Raw genomic sequence first — 19,763 nt, 5'->3', positions numbered from 1 at the left:
CCGTTCAGGCTTGGCGGGTGATCACCCTTCCGTCGCCGGGGCGCGAGCCCGGGCCCGGTGCCGCACACCGGGCCCGGGCCGGGGACGGAGGGGGTCAATCGCGCTTGGCGGGCAGCGACGGTTCGGCATCGGTCCAGCCCGTCTGCTGGTAGGCCGTGAAACTGGTGGTTTTCGCGGTACGGCCGCCGCTGAGCTCGACAGTGGTCGTCCACCACTGTGCGAGCGGCAGGCCCGTCGTGGGGTCGATCACCCGCACGGCCTCATAGGCGTTCTCACGCCCGGAGCCGGGGGCCACCCGGTAGCCGAACGCCTCGCCCATGCGGCCCAGTGGATCCTTCACCCTGCCCAGGGACTTCAGCTCGGGCATGGTGGCCAGGATGCGGTAGGCGGAGGCGCGGACGGCGGGTGAGACGGGCAGACCGAAGACGATCTGCGTGCAGGCTTCCTGCAAGGCCGGCTCCGGCCTCCGCGAGTCCTGCCCGGAGCCGCCCTTCGCCTGGGTGGTGAGGCGCTGTTCGAGATAGGCGCGCAGCTCCCGCTCGCCGCTCGGAATACGGCGGATCTCGTCCCAGGTGAGGGGTCCCTTGCCCAGCGACCCGCCCGAGCCCTTCCACCCGCCGCGCAGCCGCGAGGCCACCTTCTCCTCCGCCTCGGCCCGCAGCACCTCCGACGAGTTGACTCCGACGTATCCGGTCATGTCCACCGGGTACTTCCACCGGGTCGGCGAGCCCGCCTTCCGCCAGGCGGCCTGGTCCTCAGGGGTGAGCGGTTTCGCGCCAAGGGATTGCGTGATCCACCAGCTCTGCGCCCCGGGGCGACGCGCCAGCCATTGGTCTTTGGAGAAGAGCCGTCTGATGACGTAGCCGCGATCCGGCGAGATCGCGTCCATGCCCCAAGTCGTGGTGGTACGCCAGTAGGCGCCCGACACGGGAGCCTTCGTGGCAGCGGTAACGGCCGTGGCGGCGGCCAGCAGCATATGGCGCGCCGACGGCTGCGCGCCGGGCGAGGCCGCCGGCGGAGGGGCCGGCCGCTGCTCACCCGGCGCCGTCACCATGGTGACCACCAGAACCGTGGCGGCCACGCTCGCCGCCGAAGCCAGCCACGGCACCGGCCCGCGCAGCCATGTGGCGCGTGGTCTGTCGCCACGCCCCGGCGGCTCGGACATGATCGATGCCAGCAGCGTCTGGGCCCCCGCTCCAGACGCCTGCCCGGCCGGCTCGCCGCTCAGGTCGTCGTCATGCACTCTGGCGAGATCATCCAGGTTCACAGTGCGGTCCTCTCGAAGAGCGGAAGGTCGATCCCCGCGCTGTCCAGGGCGCGCGCGAATCGCTTGCGCGCCCGGTGCAGCCGGACACGTACGGCGTTGCGGGTGATACCGAGCGTGCGCGCCACCTGCTCGGTGTCGAGCTTCTCCCAGGCGACCAGCGACAGCAGCTCCCTGTCGTCGTCGTGCAGGCTCCTGAAGACCTGGCCGAGCTGCGTGTACTCGGCCGGTGGCGGCCCTGCCAGCGCGGGGGAAGCGGTGATCTGCTCGCGCAGCGCGGCGGTGCGCCGCTCATGCCGTCGTTCGCCGCGGCGGTGGTTGGCGAGAGCCTTGCGGGCCACGCCGTACAGCCAGAGCCTGGCCTCGTCTCCCGGCGGGATCTCGTTGATCCGCCGCCATGCGATGGCGAACGTCTCGGCCACCACGTCGGCCGCGTCGTCGGGATCCTGGCACCGGCGCAGGACGTACCCGAGTATGGGGCGATAGGCATGTTCGTATATCTGCACGAACCGGCCGTGGGGATCGAATCCCATCCGGCCTCCTCACATGAATCATCGGTCCCCCATCCATGTCCGGAATATCGGAAGCATTACCGATCGCCGACCAGTTCCTGATGATCTCCTGAGGACCTCGTCAGGGCCCTCAGCCGCAAAGCCACCCCAGGAGCTCGGCTGTCAAGCGGCGCGGGGTCTGGTGTGGTGTGGCGGTTGCTCCGTCGTGGAGCGGGCCGGTCTTGAGGCATCCTGCTCGTGTCCGGGGGACTGGCGAGAGAGCGACCGTACGCGGGGTCCACCGCGGTGCCGACGATCAACGCCGGTGTCAAGGACGGCGCAGCCGACAGCGGTTCGGAGAGGTAGCCGGCTGTACGGCTCGCCTCCACGAGGCCCCGGCGGCCGGTCGTGCATGTGTTGTCAGTGGCAACCCGCGTACCACTCCATAATGCTCGCGAGCCCTTCCCCAGTGCGTATACGAGCACAGGAGAGAGTCGAACCGCTCGTCTCCAGGGCGCGGCTGAAGCACGCCCGCCAAAGGTTCGAAACCGAGTGCGCGGTAATCGGGGTCCTTCTTGCGATGCACCGCCACCCGGAAGACCGTCGCGTTCATCACCCCGTCAACGGGGATGTCCAACGGGCAGGAGCCATCCACCGCATCCGGGAGCCGGTCGAGCTCCTGCTGCGAGGGCAGCGCATCGCCCAGGTATCCCCTCATCCGGATCGACGAGCGCGTCACCGACGCCCGTCCAGCACCCGGCGGGCGGCCTCCTCGTCATCGACCCCGTCTTCGATCAACTCCCGGTAGGTGTCCCGTACATCGCACGCCGTATCGTCCGAGAACAGCGCAACTCCCCACGCGCTCATGAGAGACCTCCGGCACCCTTCCGAATCGGCTCAGGACAAGCTACAAGATCGTCGGTGGCACACCTTGGACGGGAGGTGCTTCGGGTCAGGCTCCGGCCGTGGGGTCCGATAGCGGTTCAGCGCTGCTGGTGTGAAGGGTAAGGCCGCCACCGTTCGCGGGCCGGAACCCCAGTCCATGAAGTTCGGGATCGTCGATCGCGGTGACCACGCGCAGGGCGCCGGCCTCGGCCACCTGGCAGACCGTGAGACGCACCAGCGCATCGCGTACCTCTGATGGGATGTCGGGCCGGATGTGCACCAGGTCGAGACGGGCGGTGGTGCGCTGCCTGTCCTCCCAGGATGCGGCTGCATGACCGACAAAAGGTCTCCCGCGGGCGTTGTCGACGTAGGCCTGAAGCCAGCAGGCCAGCTTCGCCTCGACGATCAGTTGTCTGGGAATGGCGACATCCATCCCCGCCTTGGCCAACCAGTAGCCGGCCTCGGACGCAAGCGTAGAAACCGATGCCGAAGGCGATCCATAAGCCCTCTTCCGATCGTCCCTCTGCAACAGCGAGAGCACGACGTCGTCGAGTGGAACCGAACTGATGGAGAACCCGGCGGGGCAGACATCTGGAGCATCGCGGGTGTCCAACAGGACGTACCCATCTCGGATCGTCCGGCGGCTTCGACGGACGAGCCCGGTCTGGAGTTCCTCATCCAGGCGAGCCGCGACGTCTGCGGCCCATTCATCCGCCGAGGTGACTGGCAGGCCAGTCCAGGGACTCTTCGGTGCCGTCGGGAACTCGACCTTGATGGCGTATATGTTCGGATCTCGCCGCCAGCGGAAGATCGCTAACATGCTGTCGGGCTCCGCCACGACATCGACGGCGGAATATCCGTCCGTCACAGCGCTCGCACGTAGCAAGCACGACCTGACCGCTCTGAGGACCTCCTGCCGGGACCACTCAATCGCCACATGTCCAGACTCCCACACCCTTCCCCAGCCGGATGGGACTTGTCGCTGAAGATCGTGGGGGTCTCCCTTGGCCGACTTCTCCGCAGACTGAAGCGATCACTCTTGTACAGTCGCCCCGATCAGGTGGATATATGGACGCTAGGCTCTGGATCATGAAGCGTTCGATCATCGCGATGGTGGCACTTGTCTGGGTGGGCATCGTCATGATCGGCGCTGGTGCAGCCGCTCGTGCCGGCATCTTCCCCTACGGGTGCACCGCTGACGATGACCGGCTCGCCGCCTCCCTGAACACTCTCGGCATTCTCGACGCCCATCCGGCGAGCGCGACACCGCAGAAGGGTCGCGGGAGCTCCTGTGACAGCGATGATCGGATAACGACCGTCGGGCAGACGTATCGGCCCTCGGGGCCGCGAGCCGACGTGCTGTCCTTCTACCGTGACGTTGCGATCAAGGATGGGTGGACGCCCCCTCCGGGGGACGACGGTGAAGGGGTGAGTTGCTTCACCAAGTCCGTCGGCGGGAGAGGGGTTGAACTCTCGGTGCGGTTCCTGGACGAGCTGGGAGAGGAGTACGGCGATGACTACGACGTGGACGTGACCTCTTCCCTGGACGGAGGAGGCTGGTGTTGACACCTGGATGCTCCGAACGCTTCGAGCCTCACCACCGGCTGCGAGTTGCGGGGCTGACGACAACGGTGACGACGACCTCGGCCACCGCGGACACACGGCGGCAGGCATCCACAGTCCTCTGACCTCGTGTCTGTTGAGCGGAGCAGGGGTGATCCGCCTGGCTCGAAAAGCGGACGGTCGTGCTGCCGCCGGGCCTCCAGCGCTCGTTCCCGGCCGGCCGGTGCGGTCGGTGAACAGCACATCGTTCACGCCCCGACGAGGGCAGCCCCCCGGGATCGGGCCGACGCCTCAACCGACGTCGTGTGACCCCTGATCCTCTGCTCCGTCCAGCCGGCGCCGATACCAACGGGCGAACCCGAGCGGCTTTCCGTGCCAGGCCCGGGGCGGCGATGTCCAGCAGGGTCGCGCCGAAGGCGAACCTGTAGGTGGCGGAGTTGGCGCCGTACAGCACGATGGCACGCCATACGCTCTCACCGGTGACCACGCCGCGTCGGTAATCGACACGCGCAGTATCGGCCAGGAAGGCGACATTCTGCGTCAAAATCGGACAATCATCTACGGCAAGCTGGTCCGTGACCGGATCCCGGAGATCATCGAGGCCGACGGCCTGACGGCCAAGACACGCGTCCTCGACGAGTCGGAACCGGTCCCCGCGCTGACAGCCAAGCTCGCCGAAGAGGCCGAAGAGCTGCGCCAGGCCGAGCCCGATGATCGCCTGGAGGAACTGGCCGACGATCAAGGGCCGGCATGCGGCCGGCCACGTCCCGGTCGTGCCCGTAGGCGACATCGGTGGCCTGCGCCGTCTCATCGGCGCTCATTGATCGTCTGGGGCGTGAAACTCTAGGATGCCGGTTCATGCCCTCCGTGATCTTGGGCGGCCTCGCCGCCGCCCTCCTGCTGGCCCCCACCACTCCCGCCATGGCCGCCCCCGTCAAGCCCCTGACCCCGGCCCAGCTGCGCGCCGCCCTCGTCACCCCTGAGGACCTGGGCGATGGTTTCGTCCCCAACACGAAGCGCAACCGCGAGGTACTGGACGCCAAAGCGGCCCGCACGAAGAAGTGTGTGAAGGCGATCAAGGCGCTGAGCCCCCTCCTCAGGAGTAAGGCGGCGGTCTTCATCGACAAGGAGGGCAAGCCGTCGGGCATCAAGCAGTTCGCCATAAGCGGCGCCCCCGCGCGGATGGCCTCCTGGCAGACGGTGGGCAAGGTCATGGCCCGTGACTGCGTCAGGGGCAACGCGAGTGCCGATGACGTCGGGGAGACCATCACCAAGCTCTCCGTCGGCAAGCTCGGGGACTGGGCGTACGGGATCAGATACACCAATACGGTTCCCGAGGCGAACCTCAGTCCGGTCCACGCGGCGGACGTTGTGCTCATCAGGGTCAAGAACACCGTCACGCTGCTGGTGAGCGACGGTTTCTTCTCGACGTTCGATCCCGGCCTGAGCAAGCGGGCCGCGCGGGTGGCAGTGCCGAAGCTGCGGGACGCCCAGTAAACGGTCTCGGAGTAAGGGCGGCCGTTCCGTAGCGGATTCGCCGTGCTCGGGGCTGAGGCCCGCTGTGTCAGGCTCAAGTGGGACGCGTGCGGGACCGTGTCGTCACGGACGTGCACCGGCCAACGGCGAGATTCCTGCCGGGTGGATACACGTGGACGCCAGGCTCTGGACCGTTAAGCGTTCAACCATCATGGTGTCCGCACCTGTCCGCGTGAACATCGCAATGATCGGTGCCACTGCGGTGGGCGGGACTTCAGGCGGAAGCCCAGGTCATCGGTGTGATGGCCTGGGCTTTTTCGGCCGGCGACTCAGCTTTCGGCCCGCTCCGCCTCATCCCGCGCGGTGCTCGCCGACGCCAGATCCGGGAGCTGCTGACAGCGCTGCTCCCCGAGGGGGCCGTCGTCCGTCAGCTGTGCCGGTAGGGCGGCCGTGGCACCTGATGCGGCTGCGGCACCGGGTGCGGGGGCCGCCACTGGCCCGGGTACGAGCCCGGGTACGGGGGCCGCCACTGGCCCGGGTATGAGCCGGGGTACGAGCCGGGGTACGGAGGGCGCCACTGGCCCGGGTAGGGAGGCCAGTGACCCGGATAGCCCTGCGGGTACGGGGGCCGCCACTGGCCCGGGTAGCCGCCCGGGTAGGGAGGCCAGTGACCCGAGCCGGGCACCGATGACACGGGCACGCAGTCGTACTGCGGGCACGGTGTGGTGAAGCACTGCTTGGGCGAGGGTACGCAGACGCGGCCTGGCCCGCAGTTGACCGCCGCGCACGGCGATCCGGGCCTGCAGGAACCGGCCGCCTGTGCGGCCGACGCGGAGGCGGTGACCGCCCGTACCGCCGCGGTGGCCGACGACCCCTCCGCCCTGGCCGCGGGGGTGGCGGCCGGTGATCCGGCCACCACCGCCGCGACCAGGATCGGGACCAGTTTTCGGAGCATTTTTCCCCCGGTTGTCATGATCGCTTCTGTCTCTTCGGCGATGCTCGCACCGGCCGTTCCTGCTAACGGCAAAACGACGCTCAGCAAGTCGGATGGCTTGCCGGGAGTCAGGTGGCGGCGCTGCCGCATGGAGGTCACGCCCCGCGCGGGGACACGGAGGTCATGCCTCGCGGGAACGGGATCAGCGGTGCCGGGGGTGGGAGAAGCGGGGCCCGAGGACCGGGACCCAAGGGCCTGCCGGCTGGTGGGGCCGCTCAGGCGAGCGAGTCGATCCACTCCTCCAGGCGGTGGATCTGGCTGGTCATGAGCTCGGGGTCGCGAAAGGTGTTGGTGAGCAGAGAGATCCCCTGGTAGGTGGCGACCAGGGTGATCGCGAGGTCATGGGGGTCGTCCCGGCCCATCGTCCGGAACTGCTGCTCGACCCAGTCGACCAGGAGCCGCATGACCGCGGCGGTGGCGTGGTCGAGGCCGTCGGTGCGTTTGCCGAGCTCGGAGGAGAGGGTGCCGAAGGGGCAGCCGTAGCGTGCGGCGAGCTCGCGCTGCTCGGTCCAGCCGCCCAGGAGGGCCTTGAGCCGCTCCTGCGGGCTGGGGAGCTGGTCGAGGTGGGCGGTCACCGCCCGCAGGCCCTGCGCGTGCGCCTCGATCGCCGCCTCGACGAGCTGGTCCTTGGTCTTGAAGTAGTAGTAGACGTTGCCCACGGGGACGTCGGCCACTCGTGCGATGTCGGCGAGCGTCGTCTTCTCGACGCCCTGCTCATGCAGCACCCGGGAGGCGGCGGCCACCAGCCGCTCCCGCTTGCCCGACTTCGCCGCGGCCGGGCCGCCACGATCGATCTTCATCGAGTTAGTCATCTCACTTAAAGAGTGTAGACAGCCGGGCCGTCGTTGGCTAATGTCATCACCAAGTCAGTTAGCTAACTAACTCAGTCGGATGATCGAAGGCCTCCCGGCATGAGCGACGACATTCGGTAACGAACGGAGCAGGTCATGATCGTGGTAACAGGAGCGACCGGGAACGTGGGGCGGTCGCTGGTGCAGGCGCTGGCGGCGGCAGGCGAAGAGGTGACGGCCGTTTCCCGAGGGGCCTCGCAGGTGCCGCAGGGCGTGTCGCATCGACAGGCCGACCTGGGCGAGCCCGAGAGCCTCAAGCCGGTGCTCGACGGGGCCGGCGCACTGTTCCTGCTGGTCGCCGGTGAGGACCCGCAGGGCATCGTGGAGGCCGCCAGAGCCGGCGGGGTCGGGCGGGTGGTCCTGCTGTCCTCCCAGGGCGCCGGGACTCGCCCGGAGGTCTACCGCCACCCCCGGGCCTTCGAGGACGCCGTCCAGCAGTCAGACCTGGACTGGACGATCCTGCGGCCGGGAGGCTTCGACTCCAACGCGTTCGCGTGGGCGGAGACGGTGCGCTCGCGGCGTACGGCCGCCGCGCCGTTCGGCGACGTCGGGCTGCCGTCCATCGACCCGGCCGACATCGCCGAGGTCGCGGCCGCGGTCCTGCGCGACGGCGGTCATGCCGGCCGTACGTATGAGCTCACCGGTCCGGCGCTGATCACCCCGCGCCGGCGGGCGCAGGCGATCGGTGAGGCGCTGGGAACGCCGGTGCGGTTCGTCGAGCAGAGCCGAGAGGAGGCCCGGGCGCAGATGCTGCAGTTCATGCCCGAACCGGTGGTGGAGGGCACCCTCGCCATCCTGGGTGAGCCGACGCCCGCCGAACAGCGGGTCAGCCCCCACGTCGAGCAGATCCTCGGCCGCTCGCCCCGCACCTTCGCCGAATGGGCGGCGCGCAACATCGCGGCCTTCCGGTGAGCCACCCTGAGCGACCTTCCGGAGAGCCGCCCGGAGCGGCTTTCCGGAACCAGCCGGCGAGTGACCCGCCGCCGGGCTCTTCCCCTACGGGAGCGCGGGACGGTGGCCGCCCACGTCCGGAGGGGCGGGTGCGCGCGATGTCGTTGCCGGCCTCGATGGAGGCGTTCCTGTCCGAACCGCACCTGGCCACGCTGACCACTTTGCGGCCCGACGGCTCTCCGCACGTGGTGGCCGTGCGTTTCACCTGGGACGGCCAGGAGGGGCTGGCCCGGGTCATGACGGTCGCCTCCTCGCGCAAGGCCCGCAACCTGGTGGCCGGCCCGGGCGGCCGTGCCGCGCTGTGCCAGGTGGCGGGCGGGCGCTGGATCACGCTCGAAGGCGTCGCCACAGTGTCCGGCGATCCCCGGCGCGTGGCCGAGGGGGTGCGCCGTTACACCGGTCGCTACTGGTCGGCGCCGCCCGATCCGCCCGGCCGGGTGGTGGTCGAGATCGCGGTGGACCGCGTGATGAGCCTCAACAACTGATTCGCATTCGACGGAGAGAGTTCTGCCATGCCTGTTCAACCTGTTCTCGACTCGACGATCTCCTACCGGGAGGCCGGCACCGGGGTGCCGATGGTTTTCCTGCACGGCAACCCGACGTCGTCACATCTGTGGCGGCACATCATGCCGGCCATGGGAGACTCCGGCCGGCGTCTGGCGCCGGACCTGATCGGCATGGGCGAGTCCGGTAAGCCGGACATCGCCTACACCTTCGACGACCATGCCCGATATCTGGACGCGTGGTTCGACGCGCTCGGCCTCGACGACGTCGTGCTGATCGGACACGACTGGGGCGGGGCCCTCGCCTTCGACTGGGCCGCCCGCCATCCCGGACGGGTGCGCGGCATCGCGTTCACCGAGACGATCGTGAAGCCGATGTCCTGGCAGGAGTTCCCCGAGGGCGGCCGCGGGCTGTTCGAGGCGATCAAGACGCCCGGGGTGGGCGAGGCGATGATCCTGGACGAGAACATGTTCATCGAGCAGGCGCTGCCGGGCACCGTCGTCACCCCGCTCGGCGAGGAGGACCTCGACACCTACCGCAGGCCGTACCCCACCCGCGACAGCCGCAGGCCGCTGCTGCAGTGGCCGCGAGCGATGCCCCTGGGCGGGGAGCCGGCCGACGTGGTGGCCAGGATCGAGTTCTACGACGAGTGGCTGGCGGCCAGCGTCGAGGTGCCCAAGCTGCTGATCACCTTCGCGCCCGGCCCCGGGGCGATGATGGGGCCGGAGATCATCGACTGGTGCGCCGCCAACATGGCCGGCCTCGAGATCGACGAGCATCCGATGCCCGCCGGCCACCACACCCCCGAGGACCAGCCCGAGGCGATCGCCGCCTCCATCGTGACCTGGGCGGACAAGCACGACCTGCGCTCGGACGCCCGGAGCTGAGGGGCGATGAGCCCGATCGGGCGACACGGGTCGGCGACGTGATCGCCGACCGGGACGCCAGCGCGCCCGGCGCCGCTCACCGCTCCCCGGGGCCTCCGTCCGCCACCGGTCGTGCTGCCCCGCTCCCGCCGGATGCCGTCCGGGCCAGAGCGGCCAGTGTGGTGTCGAGAACCTGTATTCGGCCGGGGAGCTCCTGCCCGTGCCACCACGTGACCTCCCCGATCTCCTCGTTGGGGGTGAACGTGCCGTGAGCGTCGGCTCCGTCCGCCAGGTAGACGGCCGCGTACTCGACGCGGCGCTCGGGGCCGAGGACGTACTCGGCGTATCCGGAGAAGGACAGCCGGGGGACCTGGAGGCCGGTCTCCTCCCGGAGCTCGCGCAGTGCGGCCTGCCGAGGTGTCTCTCCCGGGTCGATCATCCCGCCGGGGAGCTCCCATTCCCGGCGGTGGCGGTTGAACGCCAGCAGCAGGCGGTCGTGGGACCACAGGGCGACCAGGGCCAGGGGGAGCGGGGCGTCGCCGGGAGGCGGGTTCTCCGGGACGCGGTGGAAGGCGGTCAGCTCGTCGCCGGCGCCGTTGACCGCGAGAGGACTCAACCGCCGACCCCCGCCCGTTCGGTGGTCTCCAGGAGGGCGGCGAGGGCGGTGCGTGTCTCCTGGAGTCCGGAGATCCGTTCGTCGAGGCCTCCGAGCTGCTCCCGGAGATGGTCGATCACGCATGGTTCGAGCTCGGGGCCGTCGCCGGCGACGCACGGCAGGAGGTCGCGGATGACCCTGGTGGGCAGCCCGGCCGCCAGGAGGGTCCGGATGTGCCGGACCACGGCGGCGGCGTCGGCCGCGTACCGGCGGTGGCCACCGCCGGCCCGTTCCGAGACGAGCAGCCCCTGCTCCTCGTAGTAACGCAGCAGGCGCACGCTCACGCCGGTCTCGCGCGCCAGATCACCGATCTTCATGTGATCCACCCCACAATGACTTGAATCTCACATCGATGTGAGATTCTAGCGTTGGCGTCATGACGGACACGATCACGACGCCCGAGCAGCGGGCGACCACCGGCATCATCTCGCTCTACGGCTTCGCCCACGCCCGGCCCGAGCGGGCCGCCGAGCTCGGGGAGCTCCTGCTGTCCTTCGTCGGACCCACCCGTCGTGAGGCGGGGTGCCTGGAATATCACGTCCACCAGGAGGGGGGGCAGGACCTTCTTCCTCTACGAGGTGTGGCGCTCCCAGGAGGATCTTGACCGGCACATGGAGCTGCCGCACATGAAGGCCTTCATGGACCGGCGGATGGACTATCTCGAACGCGAGCTCGACGCCCACTCCGGCGCGATGCTGAGCCCCTACCCGCGGTAGGAACGGGGGTGGGCCCCGGTCGGCGGCCCTGGAAGTCGTACGGCGGGAGCGGGGTCCCGGTCGGCGGCTCTGGAGGCCGTACGGCGGGTGCGAGGGTCCCGGTCGGCGGCCCTGGAAGTCGTACGGCGTGGCCGGGGAGGGGCGGCCGCGCGACGTCACTGACGTCGCACGCCCCGCGCATGGGTGGGGAACACCCCATTTCAATGATCATGTAATGAAATTTCCCCATATTGGTGATACGCGTGCCATGTCATGTGATCCCTGTCCCCGCCCGGGCATCCTCCGTAGGCATATGGTCAAGTAACTAGCGTCTGCAACTATTGCATACACTTCTATTTGCTGACGCCATCCATAGGGGGAGGACCGCATATGATCACCCTGAACAACGGGGTCTCCATGCCGCAGCTCGGCTTCGGCGTGTTCCAGGTGCCCGAGGACGAGACCGCCCGGGCGGTGACCGGCGCGCTCGAAGCCGGTTACCGGAGCATCGACACCGCCGCGATCTACGGCAACGAGCGGGGCGTGGGCCAGGCACTGGCCGCCTCCGGCCTGCCCCGCGAGGAGCTGTTCGTCACCACCAAGGTGTGGAACAGCGACCAGGGCTACGACTCCACCCTCGCCGCCTTCGACGCGAGCCTCGCCAAGCTGGGGCTGGACCATCTCGATCTCTATCTCATCCACTGGCCCGCGCCGGCCAGGGACCTGTACGGCGAGACCTGGAAGGCGATGGAGAAGCTTCTCGCCGACGGCCGCGTCCGCGCGGTCGGCGTGTCCAACTTCCAGCCCGCCCATCTGACGCGCCTCATCGAGGCCGGCGGCGTCGTCCCGGCGGTCAACCAGATCGAGCTCCACCCGGCCCTGCAGCAGGCCGAGCTGCGCGACTTCCACGCCCGGCACGGCATCGTCACCGAGGCGTGGAGCCCGCTGGCCCAGGGGGCCGTGCTCAAGGACCCGGCGATCGTCGAGATCGCCGAGCGGCACGGCAAGACCCCGGCCCAGGTCGTCCTGCGCTGGCACGTCCAGCTGGGAAACGTCGTGATCCCCAAGTCGGTCACCCCGGCGCGGATCAGGGAGAACATCGACGTCTTCGACTTCTCCCTCACCGATGGCGACATGGAGGCGATCGCCCGGCTGGACGCCGGCACCCGCACCGGCCCGGACCCCGACACCTTCAACGGCTGAGGCGGCGGCCGGGCGGGCACCGCCCGGGAGCCGGGCCCTACCGGGTCCCGGCGTGCTCGGCGATCCGCCTCGCGAGCCAGTGGTAGGAGGCCTTCGGGGTGCGCTCCCCGGTGGCGAAGTCGACGTGGACCAGGCCGAAGCGCTGGTGGTAGCCCTCGGCCCACTCGAAGTTGTCCAGCAGGGACCAGACGTAGTACCCGCGGACGTCCACGCCCTCGGCCCGCGCCCGCTGGAGGGCGTCGATGTGGCCGTCGAGGTAGGCGATCCGGGCCTGGTCGTCGACCACCCCGTCCGGGCCCGGCACGTCGGGCTGGGAGCAGCCGTTCTCGGTGACGTAGACGGGCGGCAGGGCGTCGCCGTACCGCGCCTTGAGGCCGGTCAGGAGTTCGCGCAGGCCGTCGGGGACGACGGGCCAGCCGAAGGCGGTGGTGGGATGGCCGGTGATGCCGGTGTCGGCGAAGGGGAGTCCTTCGGCGGTGGGGGCCGCGATCCGGGTGGGGTTGTAGTAGTTGATGCCGATGCCGTCGAGGCGGGCGCCGATCAGGTCGAGGTCGCCGTCCTGGACGCAGTCGAGGGTCACGCCGTACGCCGACAAATCCGGATATTTCCCGATCAGCACGGGGTCGTTGAACAGCCGGTTGTGCAGGGTGTCGTAGGCGTCGGCGGCGGCGAGGTCGGCGGGATCGTCGGAGGCGGGCCAGACGGGGGTGCAGTTGTTGGTGATCAGCACCTTCTCCGCCCCCCGCTCACGCAGGGCCGCCGCGGCCAGGCCGTGCCCGAGCAACTGGTGGTGGGCCACCGGGAGCGCGTCCAGGAACAGGGCCCTGCCGGGGGCGTGGCTGCCCATGGCATAGCCGAAGACCATGTGCACGAAGGGCTCGTTCAGGGTGATCCACATCGGGATCCGGTCGGCGAGCCGGTCGGCCACGGCGGCGGCGTACTCGGCGAACCGGTAGGAGGTGTCGCGGTTGAGCCAGCCGCCCTCGTCCTCCAGTGCCTGCGGCAGGTCCCAGTGGAACAGCGTGGCCGCCGGGACGATGCCCCTGTCGTGGAGTGCGTCCGTCAGCCGGTCGTAGAAGTCCAGGCCGGCCTGGTTGATCCGGCCCCGGCCCTCGGGCTGGACGCGGGGCCAGGCGATGGAGAAGCGGTAGGAGTCCACCCCGAGCCCGGCCATCAGGGCGACGTCCTCAGGCCAGCGGTGGTAGTGGTCGCAGCTCACGTCGCCGGTGTGCCCGTCGCGGACACGGCCGGGCTCATGGGCGAAGGTGTCCCAGATCGACAGGCCCCGGCCGTCTTCGGCGACGGCGCCTTCGATCTGGTAGGACGCGGTAGCCGTACCCCAAAGGAACATCCTGACCTCCAGATAGCATGAGTGAGGCTCATGTTAGTCCTTGAGGGGCCCAGGTAGGGGATGATGGAGCGATGACGAACGTTTCCGGGGGGACGCTCCGCCGCCGTCCCGCCCAGCGGCGCAGCCTGGAACGGGTCGAGCGCATGCTGGACGAGTGTGCGCGGCTGCTGGACGAGGCGGGTTACGAGGCGCTGACCACCAAGGAGGTCGCGCGCCGCGCGGAGGTGCCGATCGGCACCTTCTACCAGTTCTTCCCCGACAAGCAGGGGCTGGTCCGGGCGCTGGCGCTGCGCAACCTGGAGGCGTTCCTCGGCCGGATCACCGCCCGGCTCTCGGCCGTGCAGCTGTCGGACTGGACCGAGATGGTGGATCTGGCGATCGACGAGTTCGTCGCGATGAAACGCTCGACGCCGGGCTTCGCCGTGGTCGACTTCGGCGAGGTGCTGCCCTCGCCGGGAGGCCCGGCGCTCAAGGGGACCGAGCGGATGCTCGACACCGCTCTGGAGAACAACGTCATCGTGGCCGACCGGCTCCGCGCGATCACCATCGAGCTGCTCGGGGCCCCGATCGGGCCGGCGCTGGACCGGGCGCTGGTCGTCGCGGTCGAGGCCGCCGACGCCGTGCTCAAGCTCGCCTTCCGCTCCCGGCCCGACGGCGACCCCGAGCTGATCGACGAGTGCAAGCGACTGGTCCGCCGCTACCTGTCGGAGCACCTGCCCCAGGAGTGACGCCGCCCGCCCGGCTCCACGCCCGCCCGTCCGGCTCCACATCCACCTGCCGGTTCCGCGTCCGCCTGACCCGCGGAGGACGCCGCCCGCCCCGGCCCGCGGGGGACGTCGCCCTACCTCCGCCTGACCGCGAAGAACGTCGCGGAGGCGATCCGCGCCCGCAGGGAAGGGTGCGCTCCGGACCTCCTGGGCCGGGCGTTCTCGAAGCGCCACACGCCCAGCGGCGTGGGCGTCAGGAACCACAGCTCCTCCCGCGCCCTCATCGGACGGAGTCCAGGCGGGCACGGAGCTCGTCGTCGAGCTTGAGGTCCACGGCGCCGAGAGCCTCCTCAAGCTGGGCGAGGGAGCTCACGCCGACGATCGGGACCGTCGGGAGGTCGCCGCCGATCAGCCAGGCCAGCACCACCTGGTTGACGGTCACGCCCAGCTCGTCCGCCGCCTCGCGCAGTACGGCGAGCCCGCGCGTGGTGCCCGGGTGGTCGTAGATCTCCGGGACCGGCCGGTCCTGCCGGGTGTAGGCGCCGGCCATGAGCGTGTTGTAGGCCCACAGGGTCAGGCCGGATTCGGCGCGCAGGTAGTCCATCATGTCGTCCTGCACGATGACGTGGGCCGACTCCACCGGCCGCACTCCCGGCCGGGGCCGGAGGTAGGTGTGGCGGAGCTGCACCTTGGTGTAGGCGGGCCAGCCGTTGGCCTCCGACAGGGCGCGGGCGCGCTCCAGGCGCCAGGCCGTGACGTTGCTCGCCCCGATCTCGCGTACCTTGCCCGCCCCGGCCAGCTCGGCGAACGCGCCGAGGGTCTCCTCCAGCGGGACGGACCGGTCCTCGATGTGGGCCCAGTAGACGTCGATGTGGTCGGTCCCCAGCCTCCTCAGGCTGCCCTCGGCGGCCGAGCCGATCGCGGCGGCGGACAGGCCCTCGGCGGAGCCCATCGTCCGGTCGCCGGGGACCGTCGGCCGGGCGCCGCACTTGGTGCTCAGCACGATCCGGTCGCGGTTGCCCCGCGCGGCCAGCCACCGGCCGATGGCCAGCTCGCTCTCGTCGCCGGTCGCGCCCTCGTTCCAGAAGGGGTAGTTGTTCGCGGTGTCCAGCATCGCGCCGCCGGCGTCGGCGAACCGGTCCAGGATCGCGAAGGTCGCCTTGTCGTCCAGGACGGTGCCGAACGGGATAGTGCCCAGAGCCAGGGGAAGGTGTGTCATGGGCACCACCATGGAAGATGGAGTGCACTCCAGGTCAAATAGGGCTTTTCCGCTTGACCTGGAGTGCACTCCAGGTGGGATGCTGCCAGGCGTGAGTGTGTACACGCCTGGACAGGTGGTGGAGGAGACCGGCTTCAGTCTCGACACCCTGCGCTACTACGAGCGGATCGGCCTGCTGGCGCCGGTCGGCCGCAACGCGGCCGGGCAGCGCAGGTTCACCCAGGACGACGTCGGCTGGCTCGGCACGATCCGCTGCCTGCGGGACACGGGGATGCCGATCGCGGAGATGCTCCGCTTCGCCGATCTGGTCCGGCAGGGCGACTATACGATCCGTGACCGGATCGCGCTCCTCGAAGCCCATGACCGGCGGGTGGAAGCCCAGGTCGACAACCTGCGCGAGAAGCAGACGGCCGTCCAAAACAAGATCAATTACTACCGGTCGGTGGTTGATTAGAAGCCGTACGGCCGCTTTGCCCCAGGACGGTGCCCCCTTTTCGGTCTGGCTGTTAAACCGGTAAATCGGTGACCGGTAGCGCGATCGGGGGAGGGGCCCATGGCCGCACCACGCGCTCGCCGGATCAACATCCCGCTCCGGCACGTCGCCCTGGTGTGCGGGGCCATGCTGTTCGCCCTGCTCGGCAAGGTGACCTACATCCAGGCGCTCGACGCGGACCGGCTCAACGCGGACCCGCGCAATCGCCAGACGATGATCGCGCGGTTCGCCGGCCCGAGAGGCGAGATCCTGCTCCGCGACGGCACGGTCATCGCGACCAGCCGGGACAGCGGGGGCGCCGACTACAGATACCGGCGGGTCTACCCCGCGGGGCCGCTCTACGCGCCGGTGACCGGACACGTCTCGCTCTACGGCGGAGCCGGCATCGAGCAGGCCGAGAACGCCGTGCTGTCCGGCGGGGATCCCCGGGTCAAGGTGCGCTCGCTGGTGTACGGCACCGAGAGCGGAGCCACGCTCAAGCTCACCATCGACGGGCGGGCGCAGCGGGCCGCCTACGAGGCGCTGCGCGCCACCGGGCTGCGCGGGGCCGTCGTCGCGATCACCCCCGCCACCGGCGCGATCCTGGCCATGGTCTCCCTCCCTTCCTACGACCCGAACCTCTACGCGACCTTCGACGGCGCCCAGCTCGACAGGGCCGACAGGCGGCTGCGGGCGGATCCCGGCCGGCCGCTGCTGAACCGGGCGATCCAGCAGAACTACCCGCCGGGATCCACCTTCAAGGTCGTCACCAGTGCGGCCGCGCTCACCTCGGGGAGGTACAGCCCGACCACGAAGGTCGGCGCCCCCGAGGCGCTCCGCCTCCCCGGCACCGACACCTACCTGCACAACTCCGGCGGAACGGCCTGCGGGGACGGCAACCCGCCGCTGGCGTACGCGTTCAAGACCTCGTGCAACACGCCCTTCGCGAAGATCGGCATCGACCTCGGCCAGGACGCGCTGCGCGAGCAGGCAGAGGCGTTCGGGTTCGGCGCCGACGACCTCACCGTTCCCATGCCGGTGGCCAGGAGCGTCTATCCGCCGGAGATGGACCGGGCGCAGACCGCGATGTCGGCGCTGGGGCAGTTCGACGACCGGGCCACCCCGCTCATGATCGCGATGATCTCCGCGGCGGTGGCCAACGACGGCGTGCTGATGCGCCCCTACCTGGTGGAGGAGGTCCGCCTCGCCGACGGCACGGTGATCGACGAGACGGAGCCGTCGCGCTACCGCCAGACGCTCGACGAGAACGAGGCCAACCGGCTCACCGCGATGATGGTCACGGTCACCCGGGATGGCGGCACCGGTACGGCCGCCGCCATCCCGGGCGTCGACGTGGCGGCCAAGACCGGCACCGCCGAAAACACCGCCTCCGGGCAGGACCACGCGATCTTCACCAGCTTCGCCCCGGCGGCCGACCCCCGGGTGGCCGTGGGAGTCCTCGTGGAACACGGCGGCTTCGGCGGCCGGGTGGCGGCTCCCATCGCGAAAGCCGTCATGCAGGCCGTGCTCGGGGATCGGGGCTGAACGAGGGGCCGGGCTGAACGGGGATCGCGACCGGACCGGGGGATGGGGCCGACGGGGACGGGGACACGGGGGCGGGGTGGCGGATCCGGCCCGGAGGGAGGGGAGGCCGTCCGCGGGCCGTACCCGGGGGTCAGACCGAGTAGGCGCGGGCCTGCAGGCTGTAGAGGTCGGCGTAGAGGCCGTCGACCTCGATGAGCTGGTCATGGGTGCCCTCCTCGGTGACCCTGCCGTGGTCCAGGACGTAGATCCGGTCGGCGTAGCGGACACTGGCCAGCCGGTGGGTGATCAACAGGACGGTGCGGCCGTCGGCATGCCGCCGGATGCGTTCGAAGAGGGCGTGCTCGGCGCGGGCGTCGAGGGCGGCGGTCGGCTCGTCGCAGATCAGCAGGGGAGCGTCCCGGTGAAAGCCGCGCGCGACCGCGATCCGCTGCCACTGGCCGCCGGACAGCTCCTTGCCGTCCTTGAACCGCCGGTCGAGCAGGGTCTCGTAGCCGTGGGGCAGCTCGGCCACGACCTGGTCGGCGCCCGCCACCTCGGCCGCCGAGAACAGCGCGGGCTCTCCCTTGCTCTCACCCATCGTGATGTTGTGCCGGACGGTCAGCGGCCAGTGGCTGTGATCCTGGGCGATGACCGCGATACGGCGGCGCAGCAGGTCGGGGTCGACCGTGGCCAGATCCACCGCGTCCCAGCGGACGTGCCCGCTGTCCGGCAGGTAGAGGCCTGACAGGACCTTGGCCAGCGTCGTCTTGCCCGAGCCGTTCTCTCCGACGAGGGCGATGACCTCCCCGCGGTCGAGGCGGACCGACACCCCGCGCAGGGCCGGGGTGTCGGAGCCGGGATAGCTGAAGGTGATCTCCTCGGTGGTGATGCGCTCGAACGCCTGGGGAGCCGGCCCTGGCCGGCCCTGGGGGATGTGCCGGTCGGCCAGCGCGCAGAACGCCAGGAAGTCGGCGAAGTAGAGGCCCTCCTCGTAGAGGCGGTTGGTGGCGTACATCAGGTTCTCCAGGGAGCCCTTGCCGGAGCGGATGGCGAGCACGGCGGTGCCCGCCACCGCCAGCGGGACGGTGCCGAAGAACAGCAGCAGGCCGAGCGCCGTGTAGACCGCCAGCGTGCCGAGGCCGCCGAGCGCCTCGCCGACGATCCGGGCGACGGCCTGGCGCCTGGCGAGCCCCAGCATGATGTCCTGCTCGCCGCGGGCCACCGAGTCGTACATCCGCATCAGGAAGCCTCGCATGGTGAACGACCGCGACTCCGCGGCCGTGCGCCGGTCGGCCATCAGGTCGGTGAGGATCCACTTGCGGCGGCGGGCGGGGATCAGCGCGTAGTCGGTCGTGTAGCCCATCCTCGCCGCGCGCACGGCGGCCCAGGCGTCCGGGATCACGGCCAGCACCAGCAGCGGCAGCAGGACGGGGTGGAGCAGGCCGAGGACACCGGCGGCCGCGGCGATCCCGATCAGCCCGGTGAGCGTGTCGATCGCGGTGTCCACCACGGTGTCGGCCGTGCGCATCCCGCGTGTCCGGGCCCGCTGGAGCGCGTCGTGGAACTCCGGATCGTCGAAGGCGACGAGGTCGACCCGGCTGGTCAGCCCGTAGAGCCGCTCCTCGGCGATCCGGCCGACCTGGGGGCCGAGCCTGCTCTGGGCCCAGCCGGCGCCCGCCTGCAGCGTGGTGCGCAGGATCGCGGCCGTGGCGACCAGGATCAGGCCGGGCAGTGCGGCCCTGACCCGCTCGGGTGTGGGGCCCGTGCTGAACAGGGCCTCCAGCACGCCGGTGGTCGCCAGCAGGCCGAAGGCGGTGAACACGCCGCCGAGCAGGTTGAAGGCGACGGCGGCGACCGTGTCACGGGGACTAGCCTGCCAGGCCATGCCCAGAGCCTGACGGACCAGGGCGGGGAGCCGCCGGGCGACGGTGAGGAACCCGATCCCGGCCAGCTCGCCGGAGAGGGCGAACCACTCCGGCGTGTTGAGCTCGGCGAGGCCGGGGGCGTCGTCGTCTTCCAGTGCGGATCCGGATTCGGGGGAGTCGGCTGCCATGGTTGCAGTGTGAGTCGCCCCACCGACAGTCCGCCATCG

The 19,763-nt window shown here is 70.2% G+C and carries 20 protein-coding genes and 1 pseudogene; 10 read left to right on the top strand and 11 right to left on the bottom strand.

What is annotated here, in order from left to right; translation table 11 throughout:
- Positions 1-94: 94 nt before the first annotated feature.
- The 4 genes from SROS_RS38395 to SROS_RS38385 all read right to left on the bottom strand — a co-directional run bounded on the left by SROS_RS38395 (position 95) and on the right by SROS_RS38385 (position 3,460).
- Positions 95-1,267: a CU044_5270 family protein gene (locus tag SROS_RS38395; protein WP_012894352.1), complete on the bottom strand. Its 1,173-nt coding sequence runs from the start codon at positions 1,265-1,267 to the stop codon at positions 95-97.
- Positions 1,264-1,797, bottom strand: coding sequence for an RNA polymerase sigma factor (locus SROS_RS38390; RefSeq protein WP_012894351.1), 534 nt, complete (start codon positions 1,795-1,797; stop codon positions 1,264-1,266). Before SROS_RS38390 ends, SROS_RS38395 begins: the two co-directional genes overlap by 4 nt.
- Positions 1,798-2,490: 693 nt before the next feature.
- Positions 2,491-2,622: a hypothetical protein gene (locus SROS_RS54090; protein ID WP_012894350.1), complete on the bottom strand. Its 132-nt coding sequence runs from the start codon at positions 2,620-2,622 to the stop codon at positions 2,491-2,493.
- Positions 2,623-2,707: 85 nt separating this feature from the next.
- Positions 2,708-3,460 carry a hypothetical protein gene (locus tag SROS_RS38385; RefSeq protein WP_245564433.1) on the bottom strand — a complete coding sequence of 251 codons (753 nt, stop codon included), beginning with the start codon at positions 3,458-3,460 and terminating at the stop codon, positions 2,708-2,710.
- 269 nt (positions 3,461-3,729) lie between these two features.
- Here SROS_RS38385 and SROS_RS46555 point away from each other — a divergent pair, with 269 nt between their 5' ends.
- The gene (locus SROS_RS46555; RefSeq protein ID WP_148269341.1) at positions 3,730-4,206 is read left to right on the top strand and encodes a hypothetical protein; all 477 of its coding nucleotides are present in this window, start codon (positions 3,730-3,732) and stop codon (positions 4,204-4,206) included.
- A gap of 855 nt (positions 4,207-5,061) precedes the next feature.
- The gene (locus SROS_RS38375; RefSeq protein ID WP_012894346.1) at positions 5,062-5,700 is read left to right on the top strand and encodes a hypothetical protein; all 639 of its coding nucleotides are present in this window, start codon (positions 5,062-5,064) and stop codon (positions 5,698-5,700) included.
- A 1,188-nt stretch (positions 5,701-6,888) separates the two neighbouring features.
- Here the strand turns inward: SROS_RS38375 and SROS_RS38365 are convergent.
- The gene (locus tag SROS_RS38365; RefSeq protein WP_012894344.1) at positions 6,889-7,473 is read right to left on the bottom strand and encodes a TetR/AcrR family transcriptional regulator; all 585 of its coding nucleotides are present in this window, start codon (positions 7,471-7,473) and stop codon (positions 6,889-6,891) included.
- Between the two features lie 147 nt (positions 7,474-7,620).
- Between SROS_RS38365 and SROS_RS38360 the strand changes: the two genes are divergently transcribed.
- The 3 genes from SROS_RS38360 (at position 7,621) to SROS_RS38350 (ending at position 9,866) form a co-directional block, all read left to right on the top strand.
- Positions 7,621-8,436, top strand: coding sequence for an NAD(P)H-binding protein (locus SROS_RS38360; protein ID WP_012894343.1), 816 nt, complete (start codon positions 7,621-7,623; stop codon positions 8,434-8,436).
- 137 nt (positions 8,437-8,573) lie between these two features.
- Positions 8,574-8,960, top strand: a complete 387-nt coding sequence (locus tag SROS_RS38355) for a pyridoxamine 5'-phosphate oxidase family protein (protein ID WP_043657796.1) — start codon at positions 8,574-8,576, stop codon at positions 8,958-8,960.
- A 27-nt stretch (positions 8,961-8,987) separates the two neighbouring features.
- A complete protein-coding gene (locus tag SROS_RS38350; RefSeq protein WP_012894341.1) occupies positions 8,988-9,866 on the top strand; it encodes a haloalkane dehalogenase in 879 nt (292 codons plus the stop codon).
- A gap of 76 nt (positions 9,867-9,942) precedes the next feature.
- On the opposite strand, the gene SROS_RS38345 is transcribed toward SROS_RS38350, so the two are convergent.
- Positions 9,943-10,461, bottom strand: a complete 519-nt coding sequence (locus SROS_RS38345; RefSeq protein ID WP_012894340.1) for an NUDIX hydrolase — start codon at positions 10,459-10,461, stop codon at positions 9,943-9,945.
- Positions 10,458-10,817: a MerR family transcriptional regulator gene (locus SROS_RS38340; RefSeq protein ID WP_012894339.1), complete on the bottom strand. Its 360-nt coding sequence runs from the start codon at positions 10,815-10,817 to the stop codon at positions 10,458-10,460. Before SROS_RS38340 ends, SROS_RS38345 begins: the two co-directional genes overlap by 4 nt.
- A gap of 59 nt (positions 10,818-10,876) precedes the next feature.
- Here SROS_RS38340 and SROS_RS38335 point away from each other — a divergent pair.
- Both SROS_RS38335 and SROS_RS38330 read left to right on the top strand, forming a co-directional pair.
- Positions 10,877-11,084: pseudogene (locus SROS_RS38335) on the top strand (putative quinol monooxygenase); the annotation flags it as partial.
- Between the two features lie 501 nt (positions 11,085-11,585).
- A complete protein-coding gene (locus SROS_RS38330) occupies positions 11,586-12,398 on the top strand; it encodes an aldo/keto reductase (RefSeq protein ID WP_012894338.1) in 813 nt (270 codons plus the stop codon).
- 37 nt (positions 12,399-12,435) lie between these two features.
- Here the strand turns inward: SROS_RS38330 and SROS_RS38325 are convergent, their stop codons facing one another.
- Positions 12,436-13,749: a GH1 family beta-glucosidase gene (locus tag SROS_RS38325; protein ID WP_012894337.1), complete on the bottom strand. Its 1,314-nt coding sequence runs from the start codon at positions 13,747-13,749 to the stop codon at positions 12,436-12,438.
- 71 nt (positions 13,750-13,820) lie between these two features.
- Between SROS_RS38325 and SROS_RS38320 the strand changes: the two genes are divergently transcribed.
- Positions 13,821-14,477: a TetR/AcrR family transcriptional regulator gene (locus SROS_RS38320; RefSeq protein ID WP_012894336.1), complete on the top strand. Its 657-nt coding sequence runs from the start codon at positions 13,821-13,823 to the stop codon at positions 14,475-14,477.
- 113 nt (positions 14,478-14,590) lie between these two features.
- Here the strand turns inward: SROS_RS38320 and SROS_RS51445 are convergent, their stop codons facing one another.
- A complete protein-coding gene (locus SROS_RS51445) occupies positions 14,591-14,740 on the bottom strand; it encodes a hypothetical protein (RefSeq protein WP_012894335.1) in 150 nt (49 codons plus the stop codon).
- Positions 14,737-15,675: an aldo/keto reductase gene (locus tag SROS_RS38315; RefSeq protein ID WP_148269339.1), complete on the bottom strand. Its 939-nt coding sequence runs from the start codon at positions 15,673-15,675 to the stop codon at positions 14,737-14,739. Before SROS_RS38315 ends, SROS_RS51445 begins: the two co-directional genes overlap by 4 nt.
- A 91-nt stretch (positions 15,676-15,766) precedes the next feature.
- On the opposite strand from SROS_RS38315, the gene SROS_RS38310 reads away from it, so the two are divergent.
- Positions 15,767-16,129: a MerR family transcriptional regulator gene (locus SROS_RS38310; protein ID WP_043657790.1), complete on the top strand. Its 363-nt coding sequence runs from the start codon at positions 15,767-15,769 to the stop codon at positions 16,127-16,129.
- A gap of 99 nt (positions 16,130-16,228) precedes the next feature.
- Entirely contained in the window at positions 16,229-17,692 is a 1,464-nt protein-coding gene (locus SROS_RS38305; RefSeq protein ID WP_012894332.1) for a peptidoglycan D,D-transpeptidase FtsI family protein, read from the top strand.
- A gap of 130 nt (positions 17,693-17,822) precedes the next feature.
- Here the strand turns inward: SROS_RS38305 and SROS_RS38300 are convergent, their stop codons facing one another.
- Positions 17,823-19,724 carry an ABC transporter ATP-binding protein gene (locus SROS_RS38300; RefSeq protein ID WP_012894331.1) on the bottom strand — a complete coding sequence of 634 codons (1,902 nt, stop codon included), beginning with the start codon at positions 19,722-19,724 and terminating at the stop codon, positions 17,823-17,825.
- Positions 19,725-19,763: the final 39 nt, after the last annotated feature.

The sequence above is a fragment of the Streptosporangium roseum DSM 43021 genome (genome assembly GCF_000024865.1).
Classification (GTDB): Bacteria; Actinomycetota; Actinomycetes; order Streptosporangiales; family Streptosporangiaceae; genus Streptosporangium; species Streptosporangium roseum.
The sequence above is the reverse complement of the archived record's forward strand: the minus strand, read 5'-3'. Positions and strand labels throughout refer to the sequence as shown.